This window comes from Thiemannella venezuelensis (assembly GCF_014203605.1).
Classification (GTDB): domain Bacteria; phylum Actinomycetota; class Actinomycetes; order Streptosporangiales; family Streptosporangiaceae; genus Planomonospora_A; species Planomonospora_A venezuelensis.
Window position 1 is genome coordinate 18,359 of sequence record NZ_JACHJJ010000002.1, and the last position, 21,514, is coordinate 39,872.

The 21,514-nt window shown below is 71.2% G+C and carries 21 protein-coding genes and 1 tRNA gene; 11 read left to right on the plus strand and 11 right to left on the minus strand.

What is annotated here, in order from left to right; all coding sequences use genetic code 11:
* Nucleotides 1-157: 157 nt before the first annotated feature.
* A complete protein-coding gene (rpoD, locus tag FHS22_RS03580; protein WP_338047572.1) occupies nt 158-1,261 on the plus strand; it encodes an RNA polymerase sigma factor RpoD in 1,104 nt (367 codons plus the stop codon).
* A gap of 64 nt (nt 1,262-1,325) precedes the next feature.
* On the opposite strand, the gene FHS22_RS03585 is transcribed toward rpoD, so the two are convergent.
* The 6 genes from FHS22_RS03585 to FHS22_RS03610 all read right to left on the minus strand — a co-directional run bounded on the left by FHS22_RS03585 (nt 1,326) and on the right by FHS22_RS03610 (nt 5,605).
* Nucleotides 1,326-2,234, minus strand: coding sequence for an LLM class flavin-dependent oxidoreductase (locus FHS22_RS03585; protein ID WP_338047573.1), 909 nt, complete (start codon nt 2,232-2,234; stop codon nt 1,326-1,328).
* 136 nt (nt 2,235-2,370) lie between these two features.
* Entirely contained in the window at nt 2,371-2,853 is a 483-nt protein-coding gene (locus FHS22_RS03590; protein ID WP_184938401.1) for a MarR family winged helix-turn-helix transcriptional regulator, read from the minus strand.
* 154 nt (nt 2,854-3,007) lie between these two features.
* Nucleotides 3,008-3,526, minus strand: coding sequence for a hypothetical protein (locus tag FHS22_RS03595; protein ID WP_184938403.1), 519 nt, complete (start codon nt 3,524-3,526; stop codon nt 3,008-3,010).
* A 147-nt stretch (nt 3,527-3,673) separates the two neighbouring features.
* Nucleotides 3,674-4,192: a hypothetical protein gene (locus FHS22_RS03600; RefSeq protein WP_184938405.1), complete on the minus strand. Its 519-nt coding sequence runs from the start codon at nt 4,190-4,192 to the stop codon at nt 3,674-3,676.
* Between the two features lie 225 nt (nt 4,193-4,417).
* Nucleotides 4,418-4,942 carry a hypothetical protein gene (locus FHS22_RS03605; protein WP_184938407.1) on the minus strand — a complete coding sequence of 175 codons (525 nt, stop codon included), beginning with the start codon at nt 4,940-4,942 and terminating at the stop codon, nt 4,418-4,420.
* A gap of 147 nt (nt 4,943-5,089) precedes the next feature.
* Complete coding sequence (locus tag FHS22_RS03610; RefSeq protein WP_184938409.1) at nt 5,090-5,605, minus strand: hypothetical protein; 516 nt, start codon at nt 5,603-5,605, stop codon at nt 5,090-5,092.
* 539 nt (nt 5,606-6,144) lie between these two features.
* Here FHS22_RS03610 and efeO point away from each other — a divergent pair.
* From efeO to FHS22_RS03630, 4 genes are all read left to right on the plus strand, one after another.
* Complete coding sequence (efeO, locus tag FHS22_RS03615; RefSeq protein WP_184938411.1) at nt 6,145-7,329, plus strand: iron uptake system protein EfeO; 1,185 nt, start codon at nt 6,145-6,147, stop codon at nt 7,327-7,329.
* Nucleotides 7,330-7,403: 74 nt separating this feature from the next.
* Nucleotides 7,404-8,606, plus strand: a complete 1,203-nt coding sequence (efeB, locus tag FHS22_RS03620; RefSeq protein WP_184938412.1) for an iron uptake transporter deferrochelatase/peroxidase subunit — start codon at nt 7,404-7,406, stop codon at nt 8,604-8,606.
* 40 nt (nt 8,607-8,646) lie between these two features.
* Complete coding sequence (locus FHS22_RS03625) at nt 8,647-9,945, plus strand: MGH1-like glycoside hydrolase domain-containing protein (RefSeq protein ID WP_184938414.1); 1,299 nt, start codon at nt 8,647-8,649, stop codon at nt 9,943-9,945.
* A 99-nt stretch (nt 9,946-10,044) separates the two neighbouring features.
* Nucleotides 10,045-10,506, plus strand: a complete 462-nt coding sequence (locus tag FHS22_RS03630; protein WP_184938416.1) for a hypothetical protein — start codon at nt 10,045-10,047, stop codon at nt 10,504-10,506.
* Nucleotides 10,507-10,550: 44 nt separating this feature from the next.
* On the opposite strand, the gene FHS22_RS03635 is transcribed toward FHS22_RS03630, so the two are convergent.
* Nucleotides 10,551-10,835 carry a YtxH domain-containing protein gene (locus FHS22_RS03635; RefSeq protein WP_184938418.1) on the minus strand — a complete coding sequence of 95 codons (285 nt, stop codon included), beginning with the start codon at nt 10,833-10,835 and terminating at the stop codon, nt 10,551-10,553.
* Between the two features lie 167 nt (nt 10,836-11,002).
* Here FHS22_RS03635 and FHS22_RS03640 point away from each other — a divergent pair.
* The 3 genes from FHS22_RS03640 to FHS22_RS03650 all read left to right on the plus strand — a co-directional run bounded on the left by FHS22_RS03640 (nt 11,003) and on the right by FHS22_RS03650 (nt 13,374).
* A tRNA-Asn gene (locus tag FHS22_RS03640) sits at nt 11,003-11,075 on the plus strand.
* A gap of 249 nt (nt 11,076-11,324) precedes the next feature.
* The gene (locus FHS22_RS03645) at nt 11,325-12,563 is read left to right on the plus strand and encodes a nitric oxide synthase oxygenase (protein WP_184938420.1); all 1,239 of its coding nucleotides are present in this window, start codon (nt 11,325-11,327) and stop codon (nt 12,561-12,563) included.
* Between the two features lie 37 nt (nt 12,564-12,600).
* Entirely contained in the window at nt 12,601-13,374 is a 774-nt protein-coding gene (locus FHS22_RS03650) for an enoyl-CoA hydratase (protein WP_184938422.1), read from the plus strand.
* 42 nt (nt 13,375-13,416) lie between these two features.
* On the opposite strand, the gene FHS22_RS03655 is transcribed toward FHS22_RS03650, so the two are convergent.
* The gene (locus tag FHS22_RS03655; protein WP_184938424.1) at nt 13,417-15,297 is read right to left on the minus strand and encodes an ABC transporter ATP-binding protein; all 1,881 of its coding nucleotides are present in this window, start codon (nt 15,295-15,297) and stop codon (nt 13,417-13,419) included.
* A 128-nt stretch (nt 15,298-15,425) separates the two neighbouring features.
* Between FHS22_RS03655 and FHS22_RS37730 the strand changes: the two genes are divergently transcribed.
* Complete coding sequence (locus tag FHS22_RS37730) at nt 15,426-15,590, plus strand: carbohydrate-binding protein (protein ID WP_338047574.1); 165 nt, start codon at nt 15,426-15,428, stop codon at nt 15,588-15,590.
* A gap of 132 nt (nt 15,591-15,722) precedes the next feature.
* Here the strand turns inward: FHS22_RS37730 and FHS22_RS03665 are convergent, their stop codons facing one another.
* Nucleotides 15,723-16,223, minus strand: a complete 501-nt coding sequence (locus FHS22_RS03665; protein ID WP_184938426.1) for a DUF402 domain-containing protein — start codon at nt 16,221-16,223, stop codon at nt 15,723-15,725.
* Nucleotides 16,224-16,466: 243 nt separating this feature from the next.
* Between FHS22_RS03665 and FHS22_RS03670 the strand changes: the two genes are divergently transcribed.
* On the plus strand, nt 16,467-17,921 hold the full coding sequence (locus FHS22_RS03670) for a methionine--tRNA ligase (RefSeq protein WP_184938428.1): 1,455 nt from the start codon (nt 16,467-16,469) through the stop codon (nt 17,919-17,921).
* A 40-nt stretch (nt 17,922-17,961) separates the two neighbouring features.
* On the opposite strand, the gene FHS22_RS03675 is transcribed toward FHS22_RS03670, so the two are convergent.
* Nucleotides 17,962-19,284, minus strand: a complete 1,323-nt coding sequence (locus FHS22_RS03675; protein ID WP_221473200.1) for a 2-isopropylmalate synthase — start codon at nt 19,282-19,284, stop codon at nt 17,962-17,964.
* 162 nt (nt 19,285-19,446) lie between these two features.
* On the opposite strand from FHS22_RS03675, the gene FHS22_RS03680 reads away from it, so the two are divergent.
* Nucleotides 19,447-20,163: a FadR/GntR family transcriptional regulator gene (locus FHS22_RS03680; protein WP_184938430.1), complete on the plus strand. Its 717-nt coding sequence runs from the start codon at nt 19,447-19,449 to the stop codon at nt 20,161-20,163.
* A gap of 104 nt (nt 20,164-20,267) precedes the next feature.
* On the opposite strand, the gene galK is transcribed toward FHS22_RS03680, so the two are convergent.
* Nucleotides 20,268-21,386, minus strand: a complete 1,119-nt coding sequence (gene galK / locus FHS22_RS03685) for a galactokinase (protein WP_184938432.1) — start codon at nt 21,384-21,386, stop codon at nt 20,268-20,270.
* Nucleotides 21,387-21,514 lie beyond the last annotated feature (128 nt).

Consider the following 21,514-nt stretch of genomic DNA (forward strand, 5'->3'; position numbering starts at 1 on the left):
CACATTCGGCCAAACATTGATGAGGTCTCGATTCGATAATGATCGGGGCCTTACCTTCGGTGACAAAAATAGGTCTGCCCTTTTGGGTGACGAATACAGCAGACTGTGTCCCGTGGGTGCATCGGTGCTGCCAAGTGGGCCGCCTGCGGTAGACCAGGTGGCCGACCTCGTCGCGAAGGGAAGGGAGCGCGGAAGCGTCACCGTCGATGACGTGGCCGCCGCTCTCGACAAGTCCGAGCTGCCGTCCGACGCGCTGGAGCGTGTCGTCCGCATGCTCGCCGAGAACGGAGTGGAGGTCCTCGAGCCCCAGGGCGACGAGGAGCCCTCCAAATCCGATGAGGAGGATGCCGGAAAACGGGCGCCGACCAGTGACCTGGTCCGCATCTACCTGCGGGAGATCGGCAGGGTGCCCCTGCTGACGGCCGAGGAGGAGGTGGAGCTCGCCAAGTCCATCGAGGCCGGGCTGTTCGCCGAGGACAAGCTGACCAGCGTCGTCTCGCGGCTGGCGTTCCCCGAGTTCAAGGAGCTCGTCTGGCAGGGGACACGGGCCAAGCAGCGGCTGATCGAGGCCAACCTCCGGCTGGTCGTCTCGATCGCCAAACGTTATGTCGGGCGCGGGATGCTGTTCCTGGATCTGATCCAGGAGGGCAACCTCGGGCTCATCCGGGCGGTCGAGAAATTCGACTACACCAAGGGGTACAAGTTCTCCACTTATGCCACGTGGTGGATTCGCCAGGCGATCACCCGGGCCATCGCCGATCAGGCGCGCACCATTCGCATTCCGGTGCACATGGTGGAGACGATCAATAAACTCGTCCGGGTCCAGCGCCAGCTCCACCAGGACCTCGGCCGCGAGCCGACGCCCGAGGAGATCGCGCTGGAGATGGACCTGCCGATCGACCGGGTGATCGAGATCCAGCGCATCGCGCAGGAGCCCGTCTCCCTGCAGTCGCCGATCGGCGAGGAGGACTCCGACCTCGGTGACTTCATCGAGGACGCCGACGCGGTCGTGCCGATGGAGGCCGCGGCCTTCATCATGCTGCAGGACCAGCTCGACGAGATCCTCGCGACGCTGTCGGAGCGGGAGCAGCGCATCATCCAGCTCCGCTTCGGTCTGGCCGACGGCCACCCCCGGACGCTGGAAGAGGTCGGCCGGGAGTTCGGCGTGACGCGCGAGCGCATCCGCCAGATCGAGTCCAAGACGCTGGCGAAGCTGCGCCACCCGACCCGGGCGCAGATGCTCCGCGACTACCTCGACTGAGTCCGGCCCGGAGCCGGTGGCCCGGACCTCCCGGGCCACCGGCCCGGACGGGCCGGGATGCGGCTCAGCCGTTCTCCTTCGCGATCGCCTCGCGGACGGCCGGGGCGATCTCCCCGGCCCAGCGGCCGAGAGCGGCGAGGTCCGGGGTGCCGTGATCGGCCGCGAAGAGCGTGAAGCCCGACGCGCCGTGATCGAGTACGGCCCCGGTCAGTTCCTCGACCCACTGGCCGGCGGAGCCGCCGATCCAGCGGCCGTCGCGGTCACGCGTGGCGGGCAGCGGCCGGTCGGTGATGCGCCCGGGGAGGTTGAAGACCGTGCGGATCTCATGCGGGTCGCGGCCTGCGGCCGCCGCCGCCTCGTCGATGACCGGCCGGGACGTCCGGTACCGCTGGCTGAGCCAGTCCGCCGCGTGGCCGGGGATCCAGCCGTCGGCCACCCGGCCGGTGGCGGCCAGGGACTTCGGGCCGACCGATCCGGTCCACACGGGAGGCGCGGCCACCGGAGCCGGTTCGATCCGGTCCACCCGGTAGTGGCGGCCCCGGTGGGTGACCGGCGGGCCGCCGCCCGACAGCGACTTGACCAGGACGATCGCCTCCTCGAAGGCGTCCACGGCATCGCCCGGCGACAGCCGAGGCACTCCCATGTCGGCGATCCGGTCCCACAGCCCGCCCGCACCCATGCCGAGCACGACGCGGCCGCCCGACAGCGCCGCCAGTGACGTCACCGTCCGCGCCAGCATGGGAGCGGGCCGGGTCGGCAGGTTGGTGACGTTCGCGAAGCCGGCGATGCGCTCCGTGCGGCCGAGGACGAACCCGAGGGCGGCGTAGGCGTCCAGGCGCCCGCCGATGTAGGGGTGGTCCGACAGGGAGAAGACGTCGAGCCCGTCGCGGTCGGCCTGCCGGACCATGCGCAGCAGCTCCGGCACCTCGTCGATGCCGCTGTGCGCGCCGAAGCCGAAGAGGACTTCCGACACAGACAATGTGGTCCCAACCTTTCAAGGCGGCGCCGGATTTCCCGGTGAAACGGAAAAGGGTTGTAGTTCGTGCCACGAACCATAATGGTTCGTGGCACGAACTACAACCCCCGTCCCCGGGTGTGGTGGCGCGCCCTCAGCGCTCGCGGTCGCCGGCGGCCCCTCCGCCGGGCTCCATGAAGACCGCGGGGACCTTGTTGTCCAGCACGACGCGGCCGAGCAGGGCGGCGAGCCCGTCGCGTTCGGCGGCGGCGAGCCCCCCTGTCAGCTCCTCGATCCGCCGGCAGGTCCCGGTGTAGAACTCCTCCGCGATCCTGCCTCCCCGCAGGGTGAGCGCGACCCGCACCGCACGCGTGTCCTGCGGGTCCGCTCTGCGCTCGACCAGGCCGTTGCGCTCCGTGCGGTCCACCAGGCCGGTGAGGCTCGACTTGGCCAGCCCCAGCGTCGCGCCCAGCTCGCCCATGCCGTACGGCTGCGCCATGAGCACGCACAGCAGCTGACCCTGCTGCGGGGTGAGGTCGTACTCGCGGGCGGACTCGGCGTACACGGCGTTCACCAGGAACGCGGACCGCACCAGCGCGGCCACGACCCCGACCGAGCCGTCATCATTCTTGGCCACCCGGCCAGACTAACATTCAGGAGCCCTGAAGTTCGTGGGACGAACTATCCGGGTCCGCGCACGGGGGCCGCAGGGAGGCGGCTATGCGGGCGCCCGGCGGCTGTGACCGCGGATGCGGGGCGGTCGTGGCCTTCGGCCTCCGCGGCCGCCTGTATCACGGGTTGTTCAGGGTCAGCGTTATCCTGGCGGAGTCGTCGCTCTGGCCTTCGTCCTCGTTCCACACATTGATCGTTCTGGAATTGGTCGAGCCCGGAGGGACCGAGTACCGGAAGGGCCGTTGCCCGTCCATGTCGGTGGTGTCCTCGCTCGTTCCTTCGTAGAGGTAGGCCCTGCCGGCCACGCTCAGATGACCGAGGGCGTTGCGCAGGATTTCGTAGTGGATTTCCGCCCTGATCTCTCCTCCGCATTTTCCGAAGTACCAGTAGTACGAGGCGGCGCCGGTGGTTCCCGTGTTGGTGATCGGGATGAGGTGGTTGCAGATCTGGTTCGAGCCGAAGGTCTCGTAGTCGCTGATGCGCATGTTGACGGTGCCGGTCACCGTCCAGGGTTGGCGGGCGGACGGGTGGGCGACCGCCCCCGGCAGGGCGACCGCCACGGCGATCGCGGAGGGAACGGCGAGCGCGTGCCGGAGCCTGGAGAGGCGCGGGCCGCGTCGCGGGGTCTTCGCTTCCATGGGAGTGCCTCCCATCGGATCGGGTTCGTCTCCGCCACCACAGGGGGCGGGCGAACATCGGCAGGCGGATGCTTCTGGTGTCTCCGCCGGGGTCTCGACCGCGAAGGACGGATCCACCGCATCGGCCCTTCGCCGTGGATGAGTGGATTACGGGTTGTTCAGGGTCAGCGTCAGCCTGACGAAGTCGGCCGGCTGGTCTTCGTCGGTGTTCCACACTTCCATCAGCTTGGAGTGAGTGGAACGCGGAGGCACCTTGAATCGGAAGGACTGTTCTCCGTCCAGGTCGGCGGTGTTCTCGCTCGCGCCTTCGTAGAGGTAGGTATTTCCCTTTACGTTGAGAAAACCGCCGGAGTCGCGGCTGATGCTGTAATGGATTTCCGCCCTGATCTCTCCTCCGCATTTTCCGAAGTACCAGTAGGCCGAGGTCGCTCCGGTGGTTCCCGTGTTGGTGATCGGGATGCGGTGGTTGCAGATCTGGTTCGAGCCGAACGTCTCGTAGTCGCTGATGTGCATGTCGACGGTGCCGGTCACCGTCCAGGGCTGCAGGGCGGACGGGTGGGCGACCGCCCCCGGCAGGGCGACCGCCACGGCGATCGCGGAGGGGACGGCGAGCGCGTGCCGGAGCCTGAAGGAGCGGGGGCCGCGTCGCGGGGTCTTCGCTTCCATGGGAGTGCCTCCCATCGGATCGGGTTCGTCTCCGCCACCACAGGGGGCGGGCGAACATCAGTAGGCGGATGCCGATACGGCATGAAATGCCAAATTTGTCGGATAAAGAATTATCTCCCCCCGGGGCGGCTGCAGTGAGCTTTCTTCATCCTGGACCCGCAGATCGGATGCCGGGCCTCACGCATCCGGCGGCGCGCGCTGAACGTTGAATTTTTCGGCCACCCTCTACGGGTTGTTCAGGGTCAGCGTTATTCTGGCGTAGTCGGCGGGCTGGTCTTCGTCGGTGTTCTGTACGCTGATCACTTCGGAGCCGGTCTTGCCTGATTCGACCGCGAGCTGGAATCCCCGGGTGCCGTCCAGGTCGGTGGTGTTCTCGCTGTCGCCTTCATAGAGATAGGCCGTTCCGCGTACGTTCACCCTGCCGGTGCCGAAGTGGTTTCGGCTGATATTGTAATGGATTTCCGCCCTGATCTCTCCTCCGCATTTTCCGAAGTACCAGTAATTCGAGGTCGTTCCGGTGGTGCCCGAGTTGGTGATCGGGATGAGGTGGTTGCAGATCTCGTTCGAGCCGAAGGTCTCGTAGTCGCTGATGCGCATGTTGACGGTGCCGGTCACCGTCCAGGGTTGGCGGGCGGACGGGTGGGCGACCGCCCCCGGCAGGGCGACCGCCACGGCGATCGCGGAGGGAACGGCGAGCGCGTGCCGGAGCCTGAAGGAGCGGGGGCCGCGTCGCGGGGTCTTCGCTTCCATGGGAGTGCCTCCCATCGGATCGGGTTCGTCTCCGCCACCACAGGGGGCGGGCGAACATCGGCAGGCGGATGCTTCTGGTGTCTCCGCCGGGGTCTCGACCGCGAAGGACGGATCCACCGCATCGGCCCTATGTCGTAGATGAGTGGATTACGGGTTGTTCAGGGCCAGCGTCACCCTTGCGAAGTCGGCGGGCTGGCCTTCCGCATAGTTCGCCACGTGGATCCTCGTGGAACCACTTGAGCGCGGAGGGACCGGAAGGTTGAAGTGCTCGGTGCCGTCCAGGTCGGTGGTGTTCTCGCTGGCGCCTTCGTAGAAGTAGACGTCGCCGTTCGCGGAGAGCTTGCCGGATTGATCCCGGCTGATCCGGTAGTGTATTTCAACCCGGATCTCTCCTCCGCATTTTCCGAAGTACCAGTAATTCGAGGTCGTTCCGGTGGTGCCCGTGTTGGTGATCGGGATGCGGTGGTTGCAGGTCTCGTTCGAGCCGAACGTCTCGTAGTCGCTGATGTGCATGTCGACGGTGCCGGTCACGGTCCAGGGCTGCAGGGCGGACGGGTGGGCGGCCGCTCCCGGGACGGCGACCGCCATGGCGATCGCGGAGGGGACGGCGAGCGCGTGCCAGGGCCTGGGGCGGAGGCCGCGTCGCGAGGTCTTCGCCTTCACGGGAATACCTCCCATCGAATCGGCCATGTTTCCACCCGTTGCAGGGCGGATGCACAGCAAGTAATCTCCCTAAATGTCAGAATATCTCCCGGTATCAACATGGATTCGATTTGTCGAGTAAATTATTATTGGCGTTTTCGGGGCGGCCGCGGTGTTGATGGAGCGGCGGTTGGGGTGCCGTTAACGGATGCATCGCCGGATGCAAGCGATGGAGAAGTGGATTTGACCCTGTCCGACGGACGCCTTGATATGCCTCGGCCCTGCGGGGGAGGCCTGTGCGCCGAAGCGGCCCTCGCGTTCCGCCGCAGGGTCCTCGGTCCTCGGTCCGCGGAAGGCGGCCGCGCCGTGCGTCGGCCGGTCGGGGGCCGGCGCACGGCGGCCGGTGGCCGGCGGTCCGCGACCGGCGTGAGCCGGGCCTGCCGCAGGCGTGGGATGGAAGGCGCCGCTCTATCACACCGACCTGAAAGCCGCCCCTGGTTGGCGCTGAGAGCTTAGGGAAAGCTAAGTTAGGGACGCCTAACTGACATTCAGGAGCCTCTATGCCCTCCGTCCTCCGTTCCGCAGCCGCCTGCGGCCTCCTCGCCCTCGCCCTCACCGCGTGCAGCTCGGGTGACGACGGCGCCGACGGCGGCTCGTCGAGCGGTAGCGGCAGCGCCGCCGTCGCCCCGCAGCCCGCCCCCACCGGGAAGGTCACCGAGTCGGTCGACGTCGCGGCCACCGACACCACCTGCGTGCCGTCCAAGACCGCGCTGGCCGCGGGTGTGATCAGCTTCAAGCTCACGAACAACGGCAAGGAGCCCACCTGGCTCTACGTCTTCCGGGCCGACAAGACCGTGGTCAGCGAGCGGGCCAACATCGCCCCCGGCGCCACCGCCGACCTGGTCGTCGAGCTCGGCGCGGGCACCTACCAGGTCGCCTGCAAGCCCAACCACGAGGGCGACGGCATCCGCCAGGACATCACGGTCTCCGGCGAGCTCGCCGCGCAGGCCGACCCGCGCATCACCCGCGCCGTGGAGGACTACCGCGCCTACATCACCGAGCAGGTCGACGACAGCATCGCCAAGACCGAGGACTTCGTCGCCGCGTTCAGGGACGGCGACGTGGCGAAGGCCAAGGACCTCTACGCGCCGAGCCGGGTCGGCTGGGAGCGCATCGAGCCGGTGGCCGAGGCGTTCGGCGACATCGACCCCAAGGTGGACCTGCGCGAGGCCGACCTGGAGGAGGGCGCCACCTGGACCGGCTGGCACCGCCTGGAGAAGGCCCTGTGGGAGGCCCCCAAGACGGTCAAGAAGGAGTCCAAGTACGCCGACATGCTCCTGGAGGACCTCGCCGTGCTCAAGGCCAAGCTGCCCGCCGCGGAGATCACCGCCAGCTCCATGGCCAACGGGGCCAAGGAGCTCCTGGACGAGGTGGCCACCGGCAAGGTGACCGGTGAGGAGGAGGCCTTCTCGCACACCGACCTGTGGGACTTCAAGGCCAACGTGGACGGCGCCTTCAAGGTCTACGAGCTGCTCACCCCGGTCGTGATGGAGAAGAACCCGGCCCTGGTCACCACGCTGGACACCGAGTTCGCCGAGCTGAACACCCTGCTGGCCAAGTACGCCGAGGGTGACGGCTACGTCTCCTACACCAAGCTCACCAAGGAGCAGGTCAAGGAGCTCGCCGACGCGGTCAACGCGCTCGCCGAGCCGCTCTCCGGCCTCGCGGCGGTCGTGGCGGGCTGACCCGCCCGGCACCCGCAACCCCGGCCGGGCACGCCCCGGCCGGGCCGCCCTATCCCCTCACGGAGGAGGGAACCATGACCGACCTCAGCCGCCGCAGGCTCCTGACCGGCGCGGGCCTGGCGGTGGGCGCCGGCGCCGCCGCCGGCGCCGGTCTCGTACGGCTCGCGCAGCCGGAGCCCGTCCACGCCGCCGCGCCCGGCGGGCCGGTCCCGTTCCACGGCCCGCACCAGGCGGGGATCGCCACCCCCGTCCAGGACCGGCTGCACTTCGCCGCCCTCGACCTCGGCACGGACTCGCCGGCGAAGGTGGCGGGACTGCTGCGTGAGTGGACGGCGGCGGCCGTGCGGATGACCGCGGCGCAGGAGGTCGGCGGCGGGGCGACCGGGCCGGAACTGGCTCCTCCGGACGACACCGGCGAGGCTCTCGGCCTGCCCGCCTCCCGCCTGACGCTGACGGTCGGGTTCGGGCCGTCCTTCTTCGAGAAGCTGAAACTGCCCGCGCCGGACAGGCTCAAGGAGCTGCCGCGCTTCCCGGCCGACAAACTCGACCCGGCCCGCAGCGGCGGCGACGTCTGCGTGCAGGCGTGCGCCGACGACCCCCAGGTCGCCGTGCACGCCGTACGGAACCTGGTGCGCCTGGCCTTCGGCACGGCCTCGGTGCGCTGGTCGCAGCTCGGCTTCGGCAAGACCTCCTCGACCACGCCGGACGCGCAGACCCCGCGCAACCTGTTCGGGTTCAAGGACGGCACCCGCAACATCGCCGGGACCGACGAGGCCGCGCTGGACGCCCACGTCTGGGTCGGCGAGGAGGGGCCCGAGTGGCTGCGCGGCGGGTCCTACCTGGTCGCCCGGCGGATCCGGATGCACATCGAGACCTGGGACCGGACCTCGCTCAAGGAGCAGGAGGACATCTTCGGCCGCACCAAGCGGGAGGGCGCGCCGTACGGCGCCGCCCGCGAGCACGACCCGGTCCCGCTGGAGAAGCTCCCCGCCGACTCCCACGTGCGGCTGTCGCACCCCGACGCGCTCGGCGGGGTGACGATCCTGCGCCGGGGCTACTCGTTCACCGACGGCAGCGACGGGCTGGGGCGGTTGGAGGCGGGCCTGTTCTTCCTGGCCTACCAGCGCGACCCGGAGAAGGGGTTCATCCCCATCCAGCGCGCGCTGGCGGCGCGCGACCCGCTCAACGAGTACATCCAGCACGTCGGGTCGGGGATCTGGGCCTGTCCCGGAGGTGTGACACCCGGTTCCTTCTGGGGTGAAGGACTGTTTTCCTGAAACATTGTTTTATGCCCGTGAAACGGCGCAGACTGGACGGATGGAGGCGCGGTCGGCCGTAGACGACGCCGCGCTCGGGCGCGAGGCGTGGTCCGTGCTCGACGCGAACCGGACGGGTTCCGCCACCGTGCCCGCGCCCGGCCTCTACCCGCACCAGTGGAGCTGGGACTCGGCCTTCGTCGCGATCGGGCTGGCCCGCTGGGACACCCGCAGGGCCGCCGCCGAGCTGCTCAGCCTGCTGGCCGGGCAGTGGCGCACCGGCATGGTGCCGCACATCGTCTTCCATCCGGCCCACGCCGAGGTCTACTTCCCCGGCCCGTCCGTCTGGCGCTCCCAGGACCACCCGGCGGCCCCCGCCGGGGTGCTCACCTCCGGCCTGACCCAGCCGCCCCTGCACGCCCTGGCGGTGCGGCAGGTGTGGCGGCACGCGGCGGACCGGGGCGAGGCCGCCGCCCTCGTCCGGCGGGTCTACCCGATGCTCGCGGCCCAGCACGACTACCTGGCCGGGACCCGGGACCTGGGCGGGGCGGGGCTGGCCGCGATCGTGCACCCGTGGGAGTCGGGGATGGACGACAGTCCCGTCTGGGACGACCCCCTGGAGGCGCTGCCCGTGGTCCGGTACGCCTACCGGCGGGAGGAGCTCCCCGAGCGCCACCCCGACAGCCACCACGACCGCTACGTCTGGCTGGCCCTGCGCTACCGCGACTCCGGCTACGACGGGACCTACCTGCGGCGGGACCACCCGTTCGCGGTCGAGGACCCGATGTTCAACGGGATCTGGCTGGCCTCCTGCCAGGCGCTGGCGGAGCTGGCCCCGGTGGCCGGAGCCGACCCCCGGCCGCACGAGGAGGCCGCCGGGCGGATCCGTGCGGCGCTGCTGGAACGGCTCTGGGCCGACGGCCTGTTCCACGCCCTGGACCTGCGCGGCGGCCGGCTGATCCCGGTCCGCACGATCGGCGGCTTCGGGCCGCTGCTCGATCCCGGGCTCCCCAGCGGGGTGGCGGCGGCGCTGACGGCGACGCTGGAGTCGGCCCGCTTCATGGGCGCGGCCGGATACCCGGTGCCGAGCTGCGAGATCCGGGCGCCCCAGTTCGACCGCTCCCGCTACTGGCGGGGGCCGTCGTGGGTGAACACCAACTGGCTGCTGCGCCGGGCGGCGGCCGTGCACGGCCGGACGGAACTGGCCCGCCAGCTCACCACGGCCACCCTGCGCCTGGTACGGCAGGCGGGCTTCCGGGAGTGCTTCGACCCGTTCGACGGCAGCGGCCGGGGCGGCCGGGACTTCTCCTGGTCGGCCGCGCTCACCCTCGACCTGCTCGCCGACGCCGCAGAGCCCTGACACGGGTCCTCCCGGCGCCGCGGCGCCGGTCCGCCCGCCGATAGCGTGGAGTTCCGACGTCCCCGCAGCCGGGGCGCCACGCTGGAGGGATTCGAGCCGATGGGACTCTTCAACCGCACGCCCGCCGAGGTCCGGGCCGCTGTCCGGGCGGGCGACCGGGTGCTCACGCACGCCCAGGGGCCCGACGGGTACGTGGTCGTCGCCGACCGCGCGCTCTATCTCGGCGGGACGCGGCTGCCGTGGTTCCAGGTGGAGCGCGGCGTGTGGGACGAAGAGGGGCTGACGGTCGTCACCACCGGAGGGCGGACGCACCGGGTGCGGTTGCCGGAGCCGGGACGGGTCCCGGAGGCCGTGCGGGAACGGGTGGTCGCCTCGATCGTGGTCAGCCAGTACGTCCCGCTGGACGTGCGCGGGGGAGTGCGGCTGGTGGCCCGGCGGGCCGAGGACGACCGGATGGTCTGGGAGTTCGCCTTCGACGAGGGCCTCGATCCGCAGGATCCCGGTCTGCGGGCCCTGGCCGAGCAGGCGCTGGAGGGGGTCCGCCGGAGCTTCGGCGTCTGAGGGGTCCCGGCGGGCGGTCCCCGTGAGGGCCGCCCGCCCGGCGGTCAGTACGGCGTGGCGGTCTTCACCTCGTCCGGCCAGCCGGTGCCGGTCCCGTCGTGCGGTTCGTGCCCCCGCGCGCCGGGCAGGCGGCCGGCCACCTGCTCCTTGGCCATCGTGGTCATCTTGGAGACCTGGGCACCGACCAGGCCGGCGGCCTCCTGGACGGACGGGTTGTCCGTCACCCGCTGGGCCATCCGCTTGATCTGCTCGTACCGCTCCCGGCCGGCGCGGCTCCCCAGGACGTATCCCACCGCCAGACCGGTACAGAACATCATCCGGTAACGCATTTCCACCTCCATAGGCATGCTCAGCCGGGACCCTACCCACGGATCGCGTTTCCTCTCCGATCCACCCCGAGCCGTCGATGCGACACGCACTCCCGGAGTGCGCTAATCTATTCATGCGCCGCAGGGAGCGGGGAGGAAAACCCCCGGTCAGGCGGTGCAGAGCACGATCCCGTGTAGCTCAATCGGCAGAGCAGCCGGCTGTTAACCGGCAGGTTATAGGTTCGAGTCCTATCGCGGGAGCAACGCATCGAGAGCCCGGAAGCCATGGCTTCCGGGCTCTCGCCGTTCGTTGTCCTGTTCTACGGACAAATCCCGTTGAATCACAGAAAATGATGAGCGCCGCACGCTGCGTCGTCGCGCGCGTCCGACGACGCGGACGCGACGGCGCGGAGCGCGGCTGCCGCGGACCACAGCGATCGCAGTGGGGAAGGGCCACTGCGGCCAGGGCACCGCGCCGCCCGGAACGGCCGTCGTGCCCGTGAGCCACACATGGGTGGTTGTTCAGTGCTGACCTGGCGGAGATCCCGGCGTGCCCGGGATCCGATCCACGGTGCCGACGCCGGTCCGCGCGGGCGGGCGCCGGAGCGCCCCGTCCCCTGCGCCGACCCGGCGGAGGCGGAGGAGTACCTTGAGCTGTTCCACGCCGAGAACCCCTCGGCCGGACCGGTCAAACCGCGCCTGCGCGAGGTGCGGGCCGAGATCGCGAGAACCGGGACGTACACGCACACGCCCGGCGAGCTGGCCTACGGCGCCCGGGTGGCCTGGCGCAACAGCAGCAAGTGCATCGGGCGGCTCTACTGGCACTCGCTGCGCGTACGCGACCGCAGGCACGTGGACACCCCGGAGGGGGTCGCGGTGGAGTGCGTGAACCATCTGCGGGCCGCGGCGCCCGGCCGCCGCATCCGGCCCACCATCACGGTGTTCGCCCCCGACCGGCCCGGGGCGCCCGGCCCGCGGATCTGGAACGAGCAGCTCATCCGGTACGCCGGATACGAGATGGACGACGGCTCGATCATCGGCGACCCCCGGTACGCGGACTTCACCACGATGCTCCGCAAGCTCGGCTGGGCGGGCGGGCCCGGCACGCCGTTCGACGTGCTCCCGCTGGCGGTCTCGATGGGGGACGGGCCGCCGCTGCTCTCGGCGATCCCCGGCGACGCGGTGCTGGAGGTCCCGCTCTCCCACCCGTCCTACCCCTGGTTCGAGCAGCTCGGGCTGCGCTGGCACGCCGTACCGGCGATCGCGAGCATGTGCCTGGAGATCGGCGGGATCTGCTACCGCGCCGCGCCGTTCAACGGCTGGTACATGGGAACCGAGATCGGCGCGCGGAACCTGGCCGACGCCGACCGCTACAACCTCATCCCCGCCGTCGCCCGGGCGCTGGGCCTGGACACCGCCACCGACCGCTCGCTCTGGCGGGACCACGCCCTGGTCGAGCTGAACGTCGCGGTGCTGCACTCCTTCGAGCGGGCGGGGGTGACCATGACCGACCACCACACCGAGTCTCGGCGCTTCCTGACCCACCTGGACCGGGAGGAGCGGGCGGGCCGGGTCTGCCCGGCCGACTGGAGCTGGATCGTTCCTCCGATCTCGGGCTCGGCCACCCCCGTCTTCCACCGCTACTACGAGGACAGGAGGCTCTCGCCGAACTTCGTCCACCATCCCGACTCGGTGGACCGGAGCCTCGGGTGCCCGTTCCCGCTGTCGCCGGAAGGGGAAAAGGTGTAGAACGTTATTCTGTAGTCCGCAGGGAAGGGGCGGGAAAATGCTGGATCTGGTGCTGCCGTCGATCGACCGGGGCGTGCTGACGCTGACGCTCAACCGGCCGGACCGGCTCAACGCCTGGACCGACGCCATGGGACGGCGTTACTTCGACCAGCTGGCGGAGGCGGAGCAGAACCCCGAGGTCCGGGTGATCGTGGTCACCGGGGCGGGGAGGGGCTTCTGCGCCGGGGCCGACTTCCAGACGCTCAACGCCATCCAGGACGGCTCCTACGACGGCGAGCCGGACAAGCGCCCCACCTCCTTCCCCGTCACCGTGAGCAAGCCGATCATCGCCGCCGTCAACGGCGCCTGCGCCGGGCTCGGCATGGTCCACGCGCTCTACTGCGACCTGGTCTTCACCGCCGCCGAGGCCAAGTGGACCACCGCCTTCGCCCGCCGCGGCCTGATCGCAGAGTACGGCCTGTCCTGGGTCCTGCCCCGGCTGATCGGCCAGGCCAGGGCGATGGACCTGCTGCTGTCGGGCCGGACGTTCACCGGGGCCGAGGCCTGCGAACTGGGCCTGGTCTCCCGGTCGGTGCCCGGCGAGAACCTGATGGAGGAGACCCTGGCCTACGCCCGGGAGCTGGCCGTGCACAGCTCCCCGGCCTCGATGGCGGTGATGAAGCGCCAGCTCTGGGGCGACTGGAACAGCACGCTGGAGTCGGCGGAGTCGGCGGCCGCGCGCCTGATGGTCGAGTCCTTCGGCCGTCCCGACTTCGCCGAGGGCGTCGCCAGCTTCCTGGAGCGCCGCGAGCCCCGCTTCCCGCCGCTGTAGCGGCGGGTCCCGGGCGCGGCCGCAGGGGCGCCGCGCCCCGGCTCAGGCGGCCTCCACCGCGGACGGCTCGTCGAACTGGGTCCGGTACAGCTCCTCGTAGCGGCCCCCGGCGGCGAGCAGTTCGGCGTGCGTGCCGCGCTCCACGATCCGCCCCTCCTCGACGACCAGGATGAGGTCGGCGGCCATGACCGTGGAGAGCCGGTGCGCGATCACCACCGCCGTCCGCCCGGCCAGCGCCTCGCCCAGCGCCGCCTGCACCGCGGCCTCCGAGGTGGCGTCCAGGTGCGCAGTGGCCTCGTCGAGGATCACCACCCGGGGGCGGGCCAGCAGCAGCCGTGCGATCGTCAGCCGCTGGCGCTCGCCGCCGGAGAGCCGGTAGCCGCGCTCGCCCACCACCGTGTCCAGGCCGTCGGGCAGCGCCGCGACGAGCTCGCCGAGCCGGGCGCGGCGCAGCGCCTCCCAGAGCTCGTCGTCGGCCGCCTCCGGCCGCGCCAGCAGCAGGTTCTCCCGGATCGACTCGTGGAACAGGTGCCCGTCCTGCGTCACCATCCCGACCGTCTCGCGGACCGAGTCGGCCGACAGGTCCCGCACGTCCACGCCCGCCAGCCGTACGGCGCCCTCGTCGACGTCGTACAGGCGCGGCAGCAGCTGCGCGATGGTCGACTTGCCCGCGCCCGAGGACCCCACCAGGGCGACCATCTGGCCGGGTTCGGCGCGGAAGGAGATCCCGTGCAGCACCTCGGCGGCGTCGCGGCCGTCGAGGACCGCCACCTCCTCCAGGGAGGCGAGTGAGACCCTGTCCGCCGACGGGTAGCCGAAGCGCACCCCGTCGAACTCCACCGAGACCGGCCCTTCGGGCACCCGCCGGGCGTCCGGCCGGTCGGTGATCAGGGGTTCGAGGTCCAGCACCTCGAAGACCCGCTCGAAGCTCACCAGCGCGCTCATCACGTCCACCCGGGCCCCGGCCAGCGCGGTCAGCGGTGCGTACAGGCGGGTGAGCAGCAGGGCGAGCGCGACCACGGAGCCGGGATCCAGTTGCCCGCGCAGCGCGTAGAAGCCGCCGAGCCCGTAGACGAGGGCCAGCGCCAGCGCCGAGACCAGCGTCAGCGCGGTGACGAAGGCCGACTGCACCATCGCCGTGCGCACCCCGATGTCCCGCACCCGCCGGGCGCGGGCGGCGAACTCGGCCGACTCCCGCGCCGGGCGGCCGAAGAGCTTGACGAGCGTCGCGCCGGGCGCGGAGAACCGCTCCACCATCTGCGTGCCCATCGCGGCGTTGTGCCCGGCCGCCTCCAGCCGGAGCCGGGCCAGCCGGGCGCCCATCCGCCGCGCCGGCAGCACGAAAACGGGCAGCAGCACCAGCGCGAGCAGGGTGATCTGCCAGGAGAGCCTGATCATCACGGCCAGCGTGAGCACGAGCGTCACCAGGTTGCCGGCCACCGTGGACAGGGTGTCGGTGAAGGCCCGCTGGGCGCCGATGACGTCGTTGTTCAACCGGCTGACCAGCGCACCGGTCCGGGTCCTGGTGAAGAAGGCGATCGGCATGCGCTGCACGTGGTCGAAGACGGCGGTGCGCAGGTCGAGGATCAGGCCTTCGCCGATGCCGGCGGAGAACCACCGGGTCAGCAGCCCGAGCCCGGCCTCGGCCACCGCGATGACCGCGATGAGCGCGGCGAGCCCGACCACGACGTCCAGCGGCTCGCCCGCGACGATCGCGCCGACGGCGTCGCCCGCGAGCACGGGCGTGGCCACCGTCAGGACGGCCGTCACCACACTGAGCATCAGGAACAAGGCCAGGCGCCGCCGGTGCGGCCGGGCGAAGGCGCCGATCCGGCGCAGCGTGGCCACGGAGAACGGGCGCCGTTCCTCCTGGGCGTTCATCGTCCGGTACAGCGCGTTCCAGGCGGTCATCTCCATGCTCATCGCGCACCCCCCGCCGGCGCCGGGGCACCGGGGCGCGGGAGCGCCTGCGGCCTGTTCGTCGAGGGTCTCCTCATACGTGTCGTCATGAGAGGGACCCTAGAACCTCAACTTTCATTGAGGTCAAGCTCGTGCGCCCGGGTAGTGCGGGTCACCCCCGGAGCGGCTGGCAGAGCTGGCGCACGATCCCCGCCAACATCAGGGCGGTGACCGGGACCCACACGGTCTACATCACCTTCAGCAGCGGGCAGCCGGCCGACTTCGTCAACCTCAACTGGTTCACCTTCGGCAGCTGAGCCGTACGGCTCCCGCCCCCGCACGGCCTGCGCGCCCGGGTTCCGTCCCCGGGCGCGCAGGCGCGTGCGGGGCCGTCACCCGGACGGCCGCCGAAGGAGCGGACGGCGGGATCCGCCGGACCGCACCGGGACTCAGACGACGTGGTCGAGCCACCGCGGCGGGGCGGCGAAGGGCGCGGTGTAGCCGGTGACGGCCTTCATCAGGTGGTCGGCCGAGGCCCGGGCCGAGGTGATGACCTCCGCGGGATAGGCGTAGCGGACCTGGTGTTCCTCGAACTCGTCCTCGTCGTCGAGGTAGATCCGGCCGTCCCGCTTGCGGATCACGTCGAGGTCCAGATCGACCATGGTGACCTCGTCGCCGCGCCACTCGGGCACCGTGGTGATGTCGCAGTAGATCTCGGTCCTGTTCGGCTCGGCGTTGAACAGCGCCGTCCACCACGCGTCCCGGGGGAAGAGGATCACGAACGCGTACGGCCAGGCGACGGGCGGCTCGGAACCCTTGCGGCCGAGGGTGCCCGCGACGCAGCCGGTCCAGACGCCGTGCTCGTCCTCACCGAGGAGCAGGGCGGAATGGTGCCAGTGCAGGGAGCCGTCATACTTCCGGTACACGACGTTCACGGTTTCGAAGGGCATGCCCCGACCCTAATCCTTCGGGCGCTCCATGATCCGGGGAGTCGCACCTCGTACAGGGGTGGCTCCCCGGATCACGGAGCGCCCTGGGCGGTTATCCGCTCGCGCCGCCGTACGGGCCGCGGATACCCTGATCACATGAACGCCCAGGTGATGATGGCCCGCTGACGCGGGTCCATGTTGCCGAGGCCCCGAAACAAGGGGCCTCGACCTGGCTTTCGGAGCCCCGCTCACCCGGAGGTTCCGATGTCGCGGATACTGCTCAGCACCACCATCCCGTACGTCAACGCCCGCCCCCACCTGGGCTTCGCGCTGGAGCTGGTCCAGGCCGACGTGCTCGCCCGCCACCACCGGCTGCGCGGCGACGAGGTCCGGCTGCAGACCGGCACCGACGACAACTCGCTGAAGAACGTGCAGGCCGCCGATGCCGCGGGCGTGGCCGTACGGGAGCTCGTCGACCGCAATGCCGCCGAGTTCGCCCGGCTGGCCGGGCCGCTCTCGCTGGAGTTCGACGACTTCGTCCGGACCAGCGCCGACCTCCGGCACCGCGCGGGCGTCGAACGCCTCTGGCGGGCCTGCGCCGAAGACCTCTACCGCAAGCACTACGAGGGCCTGTACTGCGTGGGCTGCGAGCACTTCTACCAGCCCGGCGAGCAGTGTCCCGAGCACGACGCCCCGCTCCAGCACGTCTCGGAGGAGAACTGGTTCTTCCGCCTCTCCCGCTACCAGGACGAGCTGTACGAGCTGATCGCGAGCGGGCGCCTCCGCATCGAGCCCGCCGGTCGCCGTAACGAGGTCCTCGCCTTCATCGCAGGCGGCCTGGCCGACTTCAGCGTCTCCCGCTCCCGCACCCGCGCCCGCGGGTGGGGCATCCCGGTCCCCGGCGACCCCGACCAGGTGATCTACGTCTGGTGGGACGCGCTGGGCTACTACCTGACCGCGCTGGGATACGGCGACGGGGAGCACGGCCGCTGGTGGGGCGGGGCGGACCGGCGGGTGCACCTGCTGGGCAAGGGCGTGCTCCGCTTCCACGCGGTGTACTGGCCGGCGATGCTGCTCTCGGCGGGGGAGGAGGTCCCGACCGACCTGCTGGTCCACGACTACCTGACCGTGGAGGGACGCAAGATCAGCAAGTCCGGCGGGGCGGCCGTCGACCCCGTCGGGCTGGTCTCGGCGTACGGCGTGGACGCGCTGAGGTGGTGGCTCCTGCGTGACGTGCCCAGGGTCGGCGACGCCGACTTCACCGCTGAGCGGCTCGTCGCCCGCCACGACGACGAGCTGGCCAACGGGCTGGGCAACCTGGTCAACCGGGTGGCCGGGATGGTCCACCGCTACCGGGACGGCATCGTGCCCGCCGACCGGGACCCGGCGCTGGACGGGGTGAGAGCCGGTGCCCCGGACACGGTGGCCGAGGCGCTGGAGGCCTTCGACTTCCGCCGGGCCACCGGCGCGGTCCACGAGGTCGTCGAGGTGGCCAACCGCTACGTGAGTCAGGTCAAGCCGTGGCAACTCGCCCGCGAGGGCTCCGCCCGGCTCGACCCGGTCCTCGGCACTCTGGTGGAGACCTGTCGCGAGGTGGCCGGGCTGCTGGCGCCGTTCCTGCCCGACGCCGCGGTCCGCGTCGCCGCCCGGTGCGCGGGTCCCGGCGAGCGCCTGCCCGCCCCGGCTCCGGTCTTCCCGCGGCTGGGCGGTACGGCATGACCGGGGCGGGCAGGTGTTCAGGCCGGGCGGAGGGCTCCGGTCACGCCTGGTAGGTGGCGTGGTAGAGCTTCCGCAGGTCCTCCGGTGTCAGCTCCAGGCCGCTGTCGTCGGCCGCGGCCTGGACGACCCGGGCGAAGTCGGCGCGCCGCTCCTCGGGCAGCTCCAGCCCGTAGTGCTCGCGGAGCAGGTAGGCGATGCCGCCCTTGCCCGACTGGCTGTTGACCCGGATCACCGCCTCGTAGGCGCGGCCCACGTCGGAGGGGTCGATCGGCAGGTACGGCACGGACCAGTGGGAGTCCTCGCCGGCGCGGGCCAGCCCCTTGCCGATGGCGTCCTGGTGGGTACCGGAGAAGGCGGTGTAGACCAGCTCGCCCCCGTAGGGGTGGCGGGGGTGGACCGGCAGCCGGATGCACTCCTCCACGGTGCGGCGGACCGCGTCGATGTCGGAGAAGTCGAGCATCGGGTCCACTCCCTGGGAGTACAGGTTGAGGGCGAGGGTGACCAGGTCGACGTTGCCCGTCCGCTCGCCGTTGCCGAACAGGCATCCCTCCACCCGCTGCGCCCCCGCCAGCATGGCGAGCTCGGCGCAGGCCACTCCGGTCCCGCGGTCGTTGTGCGGGTGGACGGACAGCACCACCGCGTCGCGCCGCTCCAGATGGCGGTGCATGTACTCGATCTGGTCGGCGTACACGTTGGGTGAGGAGATCTCCACGGTGGCCGGCAGGTTGTGGATCACCGGACGGTCGGGGGAGGCGTCCCACAGCTCGGTGAGGCCGTTGCAGACCTCCAGCGCGAAGTCGGGTTCGGTCAGGTTGAACACCTCCGGCGAGAACTCGAACCGGGTGCCCTCACCCGCCAGCCGGGCCATGCGCGCGGCGACCTGCCTGATCATGGCGTGCACCTCGGCGCGCTCGCGGCCGAGCACCACCTCGCGCCAGACGGGGGCGGTCGGGGTGTAGAGGTGGACGATCACCCTGGGCAGACCCTCGACGGCGGCGAACGTCTGCTCGATCAGGTCCGCGCGGGCGGCCGTGAGGACCGAGACCGTCACGTCCTCGGGCACGGCTCCGCCGGCGGCCAGGTGCCGGACGAAACCGAAGTCGGTCCGGCTGGCCGCGGGGAAGCCGATCACGATCTCCTTGAACCCCATCCCGACCAGCAGGTCGAACATGCGGCGCTTGCGGGGGACGTCCATCGGCTCGGCCAGGGCCTGGTTGCCGTCGCGCAGGTCCTCGGAGACCCAGAGCGGGGCCTGCGTGAGCCTGCGGGCGGGCCAGGTGCGGTCGGTCAGGGGGATCTCGACCCGTTCGTGGGCGGGCAGATACTTCTGGTACGGCATGCCGCTGGGGCGCTGCGGATTCATCGGGGCTGTCCTTCGCTCGTCGGAGGGCGACCGGCAGCAGGGCACCCGCGGCGGGGCGCCGGTCGGATCAGACCCCGCCGCGGCGGCCGAGAAGGAGACGGTGCAACGACATGCCGGTATGCTAAGCACACCTCAGCTCCTCAGACAACCTGAGAGGTAAGAATGTCCCTCGGCGCCCTCCGCCCCAGCTCACTCGTCGACCAGGCCACCCGGCGCCTACGCGAGCAGATCACCTCGGGGGAGTGGCCGGTCGGCACCAGGCTGCCCGGTGAGACCACCCTGGCCAAGGAACTCGGCGTGGGCCGCTCCACCGTGCGCGAGGCCGTCCGCGCCCTGTCCGGCGCCGGTCTGGTGCAGACGCGTCAGGGAGCCGGGGTCTTCGTCGTCGCCACCGAGCCCGCCGAGGACTGGCCCGCCCGGCTCCGCCGCGCCGCCGTCGTCCACGTCTACGAGGTGCGCACGCTCGTCGAGGTGCAGGCCGCCCGCCTGGCCGCGGAACGCAGGACCGACGCCGACATCGCCGCCCTCCACGAGGCGCTCGCCGGTAGGCGCGCCGCCGCCGCGGGCGACGACGCCGCCTTCGTGGACGCCGACATCGCCCTGCACGCCGCGGTCGTGGCGGCCGCGCACAACCCGGTGCTCACCGACCTGTTCGCGGAGTTCGTCCCCGCGCTGCGGCAGGGGCTGATCGACCTGGTCGACCTGCTCGGCCTCCGGCACGGCGACGGCAACCCCGGCGACGACACCCACGCCGCCCTCGTCCGGGCCGTCGAGCGGGGAGACGCCGGGGAGGCGCGCCGTACGCTCCAGGGCGAGCTCGACCACACCCTGGCGCTCCTCCGGGAGGCGGCGCAGGCCGCCGGGTCCGCTGGACCGTAGGCCGGGGACTCCCGGATGGAGCCGGCGGATCCGGTTGAAGACACCGTGGTCAGTCAGGCCAAGAGCCAGGTTCCGCCGGGAGGCGTTCACCCGCATCCTCACCGTCAGGCCAGGCGGCGGGCTCCGGCGGCCGGGGTCGCGGGATAGACCTCCGGAGCGGCCCAACCACGCTCGGCGTAGGCCGCCGTCACCGCCTGCCGTACGGACTCCACCCGGTCGTCGGCGACCAGCGCGATGGCCGACCCGCCGAACCCGCCCCCGGTCATCCGCGCCCCCCGGGCCCCGCCGCGGACCGCCGCCTCCACGGCCACGTCCAGTTCCGGGCAGGACACCTCGAACTGGTCCCGCAGCGACAGGTGCGAGGCGTTCAGCAGCGCCCCGATCTCCTGGACCGCCCCGGCGCGCAGCAGCCCGATGACCGCCTCCACCCGGTGGTTCTCGGTGACCACGTGCTGGACGCGCCTGCGCTCGTCCCCGGTCAGCTCCGCCAGCGCGCCGGGCAGGTCGGTGACGTCGCGCAGCGCGTCCACGCCCAGGCGCTCGGCGGCGCTCTCGCAGTCCCGGCGCCGCCGGGCGTACTGCCCGTCGGCGAGCGCGTGGTGGACGCCGGTGTTGACGATCAGCAGCTGGAGGCCGTGCGCGGCCAGGTCGAAGGGGACGTTCCTGCTCGCCAGGGTCCGGCAGTCGAGGAAGAGGGCCTTGCCCTCCTCGCCGAGGGCGGAGGCCGCCTGGTCCATGATCCCGCATGGCATGCCGACGAAGTCGTTCTCCGCCTTCTGGGCGATCTTCGCGATCTCCATCCTGGACAGGCCCAGGCCGTACAGCTCGTCGAGCGCGGTGCCGACCACCACCTCCAGCGCGGCGCTCGACGACAACCCCGCGCCCTGGGGCACGTCCCCGTCGATCACGATGTCCGCGCCCCGCACCGGGTGCCCGGCCTCGCGCAGCGCCCAGAAGACCCCCACGGCGTAGCGGGCCCAGCCCTCGGCGCGCCCGAGGTCGTCGAGGAACACCGGCTCGCCCGCCTGGAGCGACCGCAGCCGGACGGCATCGTCCTCGCGGAGCGCGACCGCCGCGGTGACGCCCCACGGGACGGCGAAGGGGAGCACGAACCCGTCGTTGTAGTCGGTGTGCTCGCCGATCAGGTTCACCCGCCCGGGAGCGTGCCAGACCCCGTGCGGCTCGGCACCGAACGACTCCCGAAAAGCTTCAATAACGCGCATTATTCAACACTCCTCAACAGGGTTCCACAGTACTCTAATGCGGTGTTCCTCGGGACAGCAGGCGGACCGGCGGCACGCACAGCTGTGGCAGATTGACCTCCATGGAGGATCTCTCCCTCGCGCTCCGC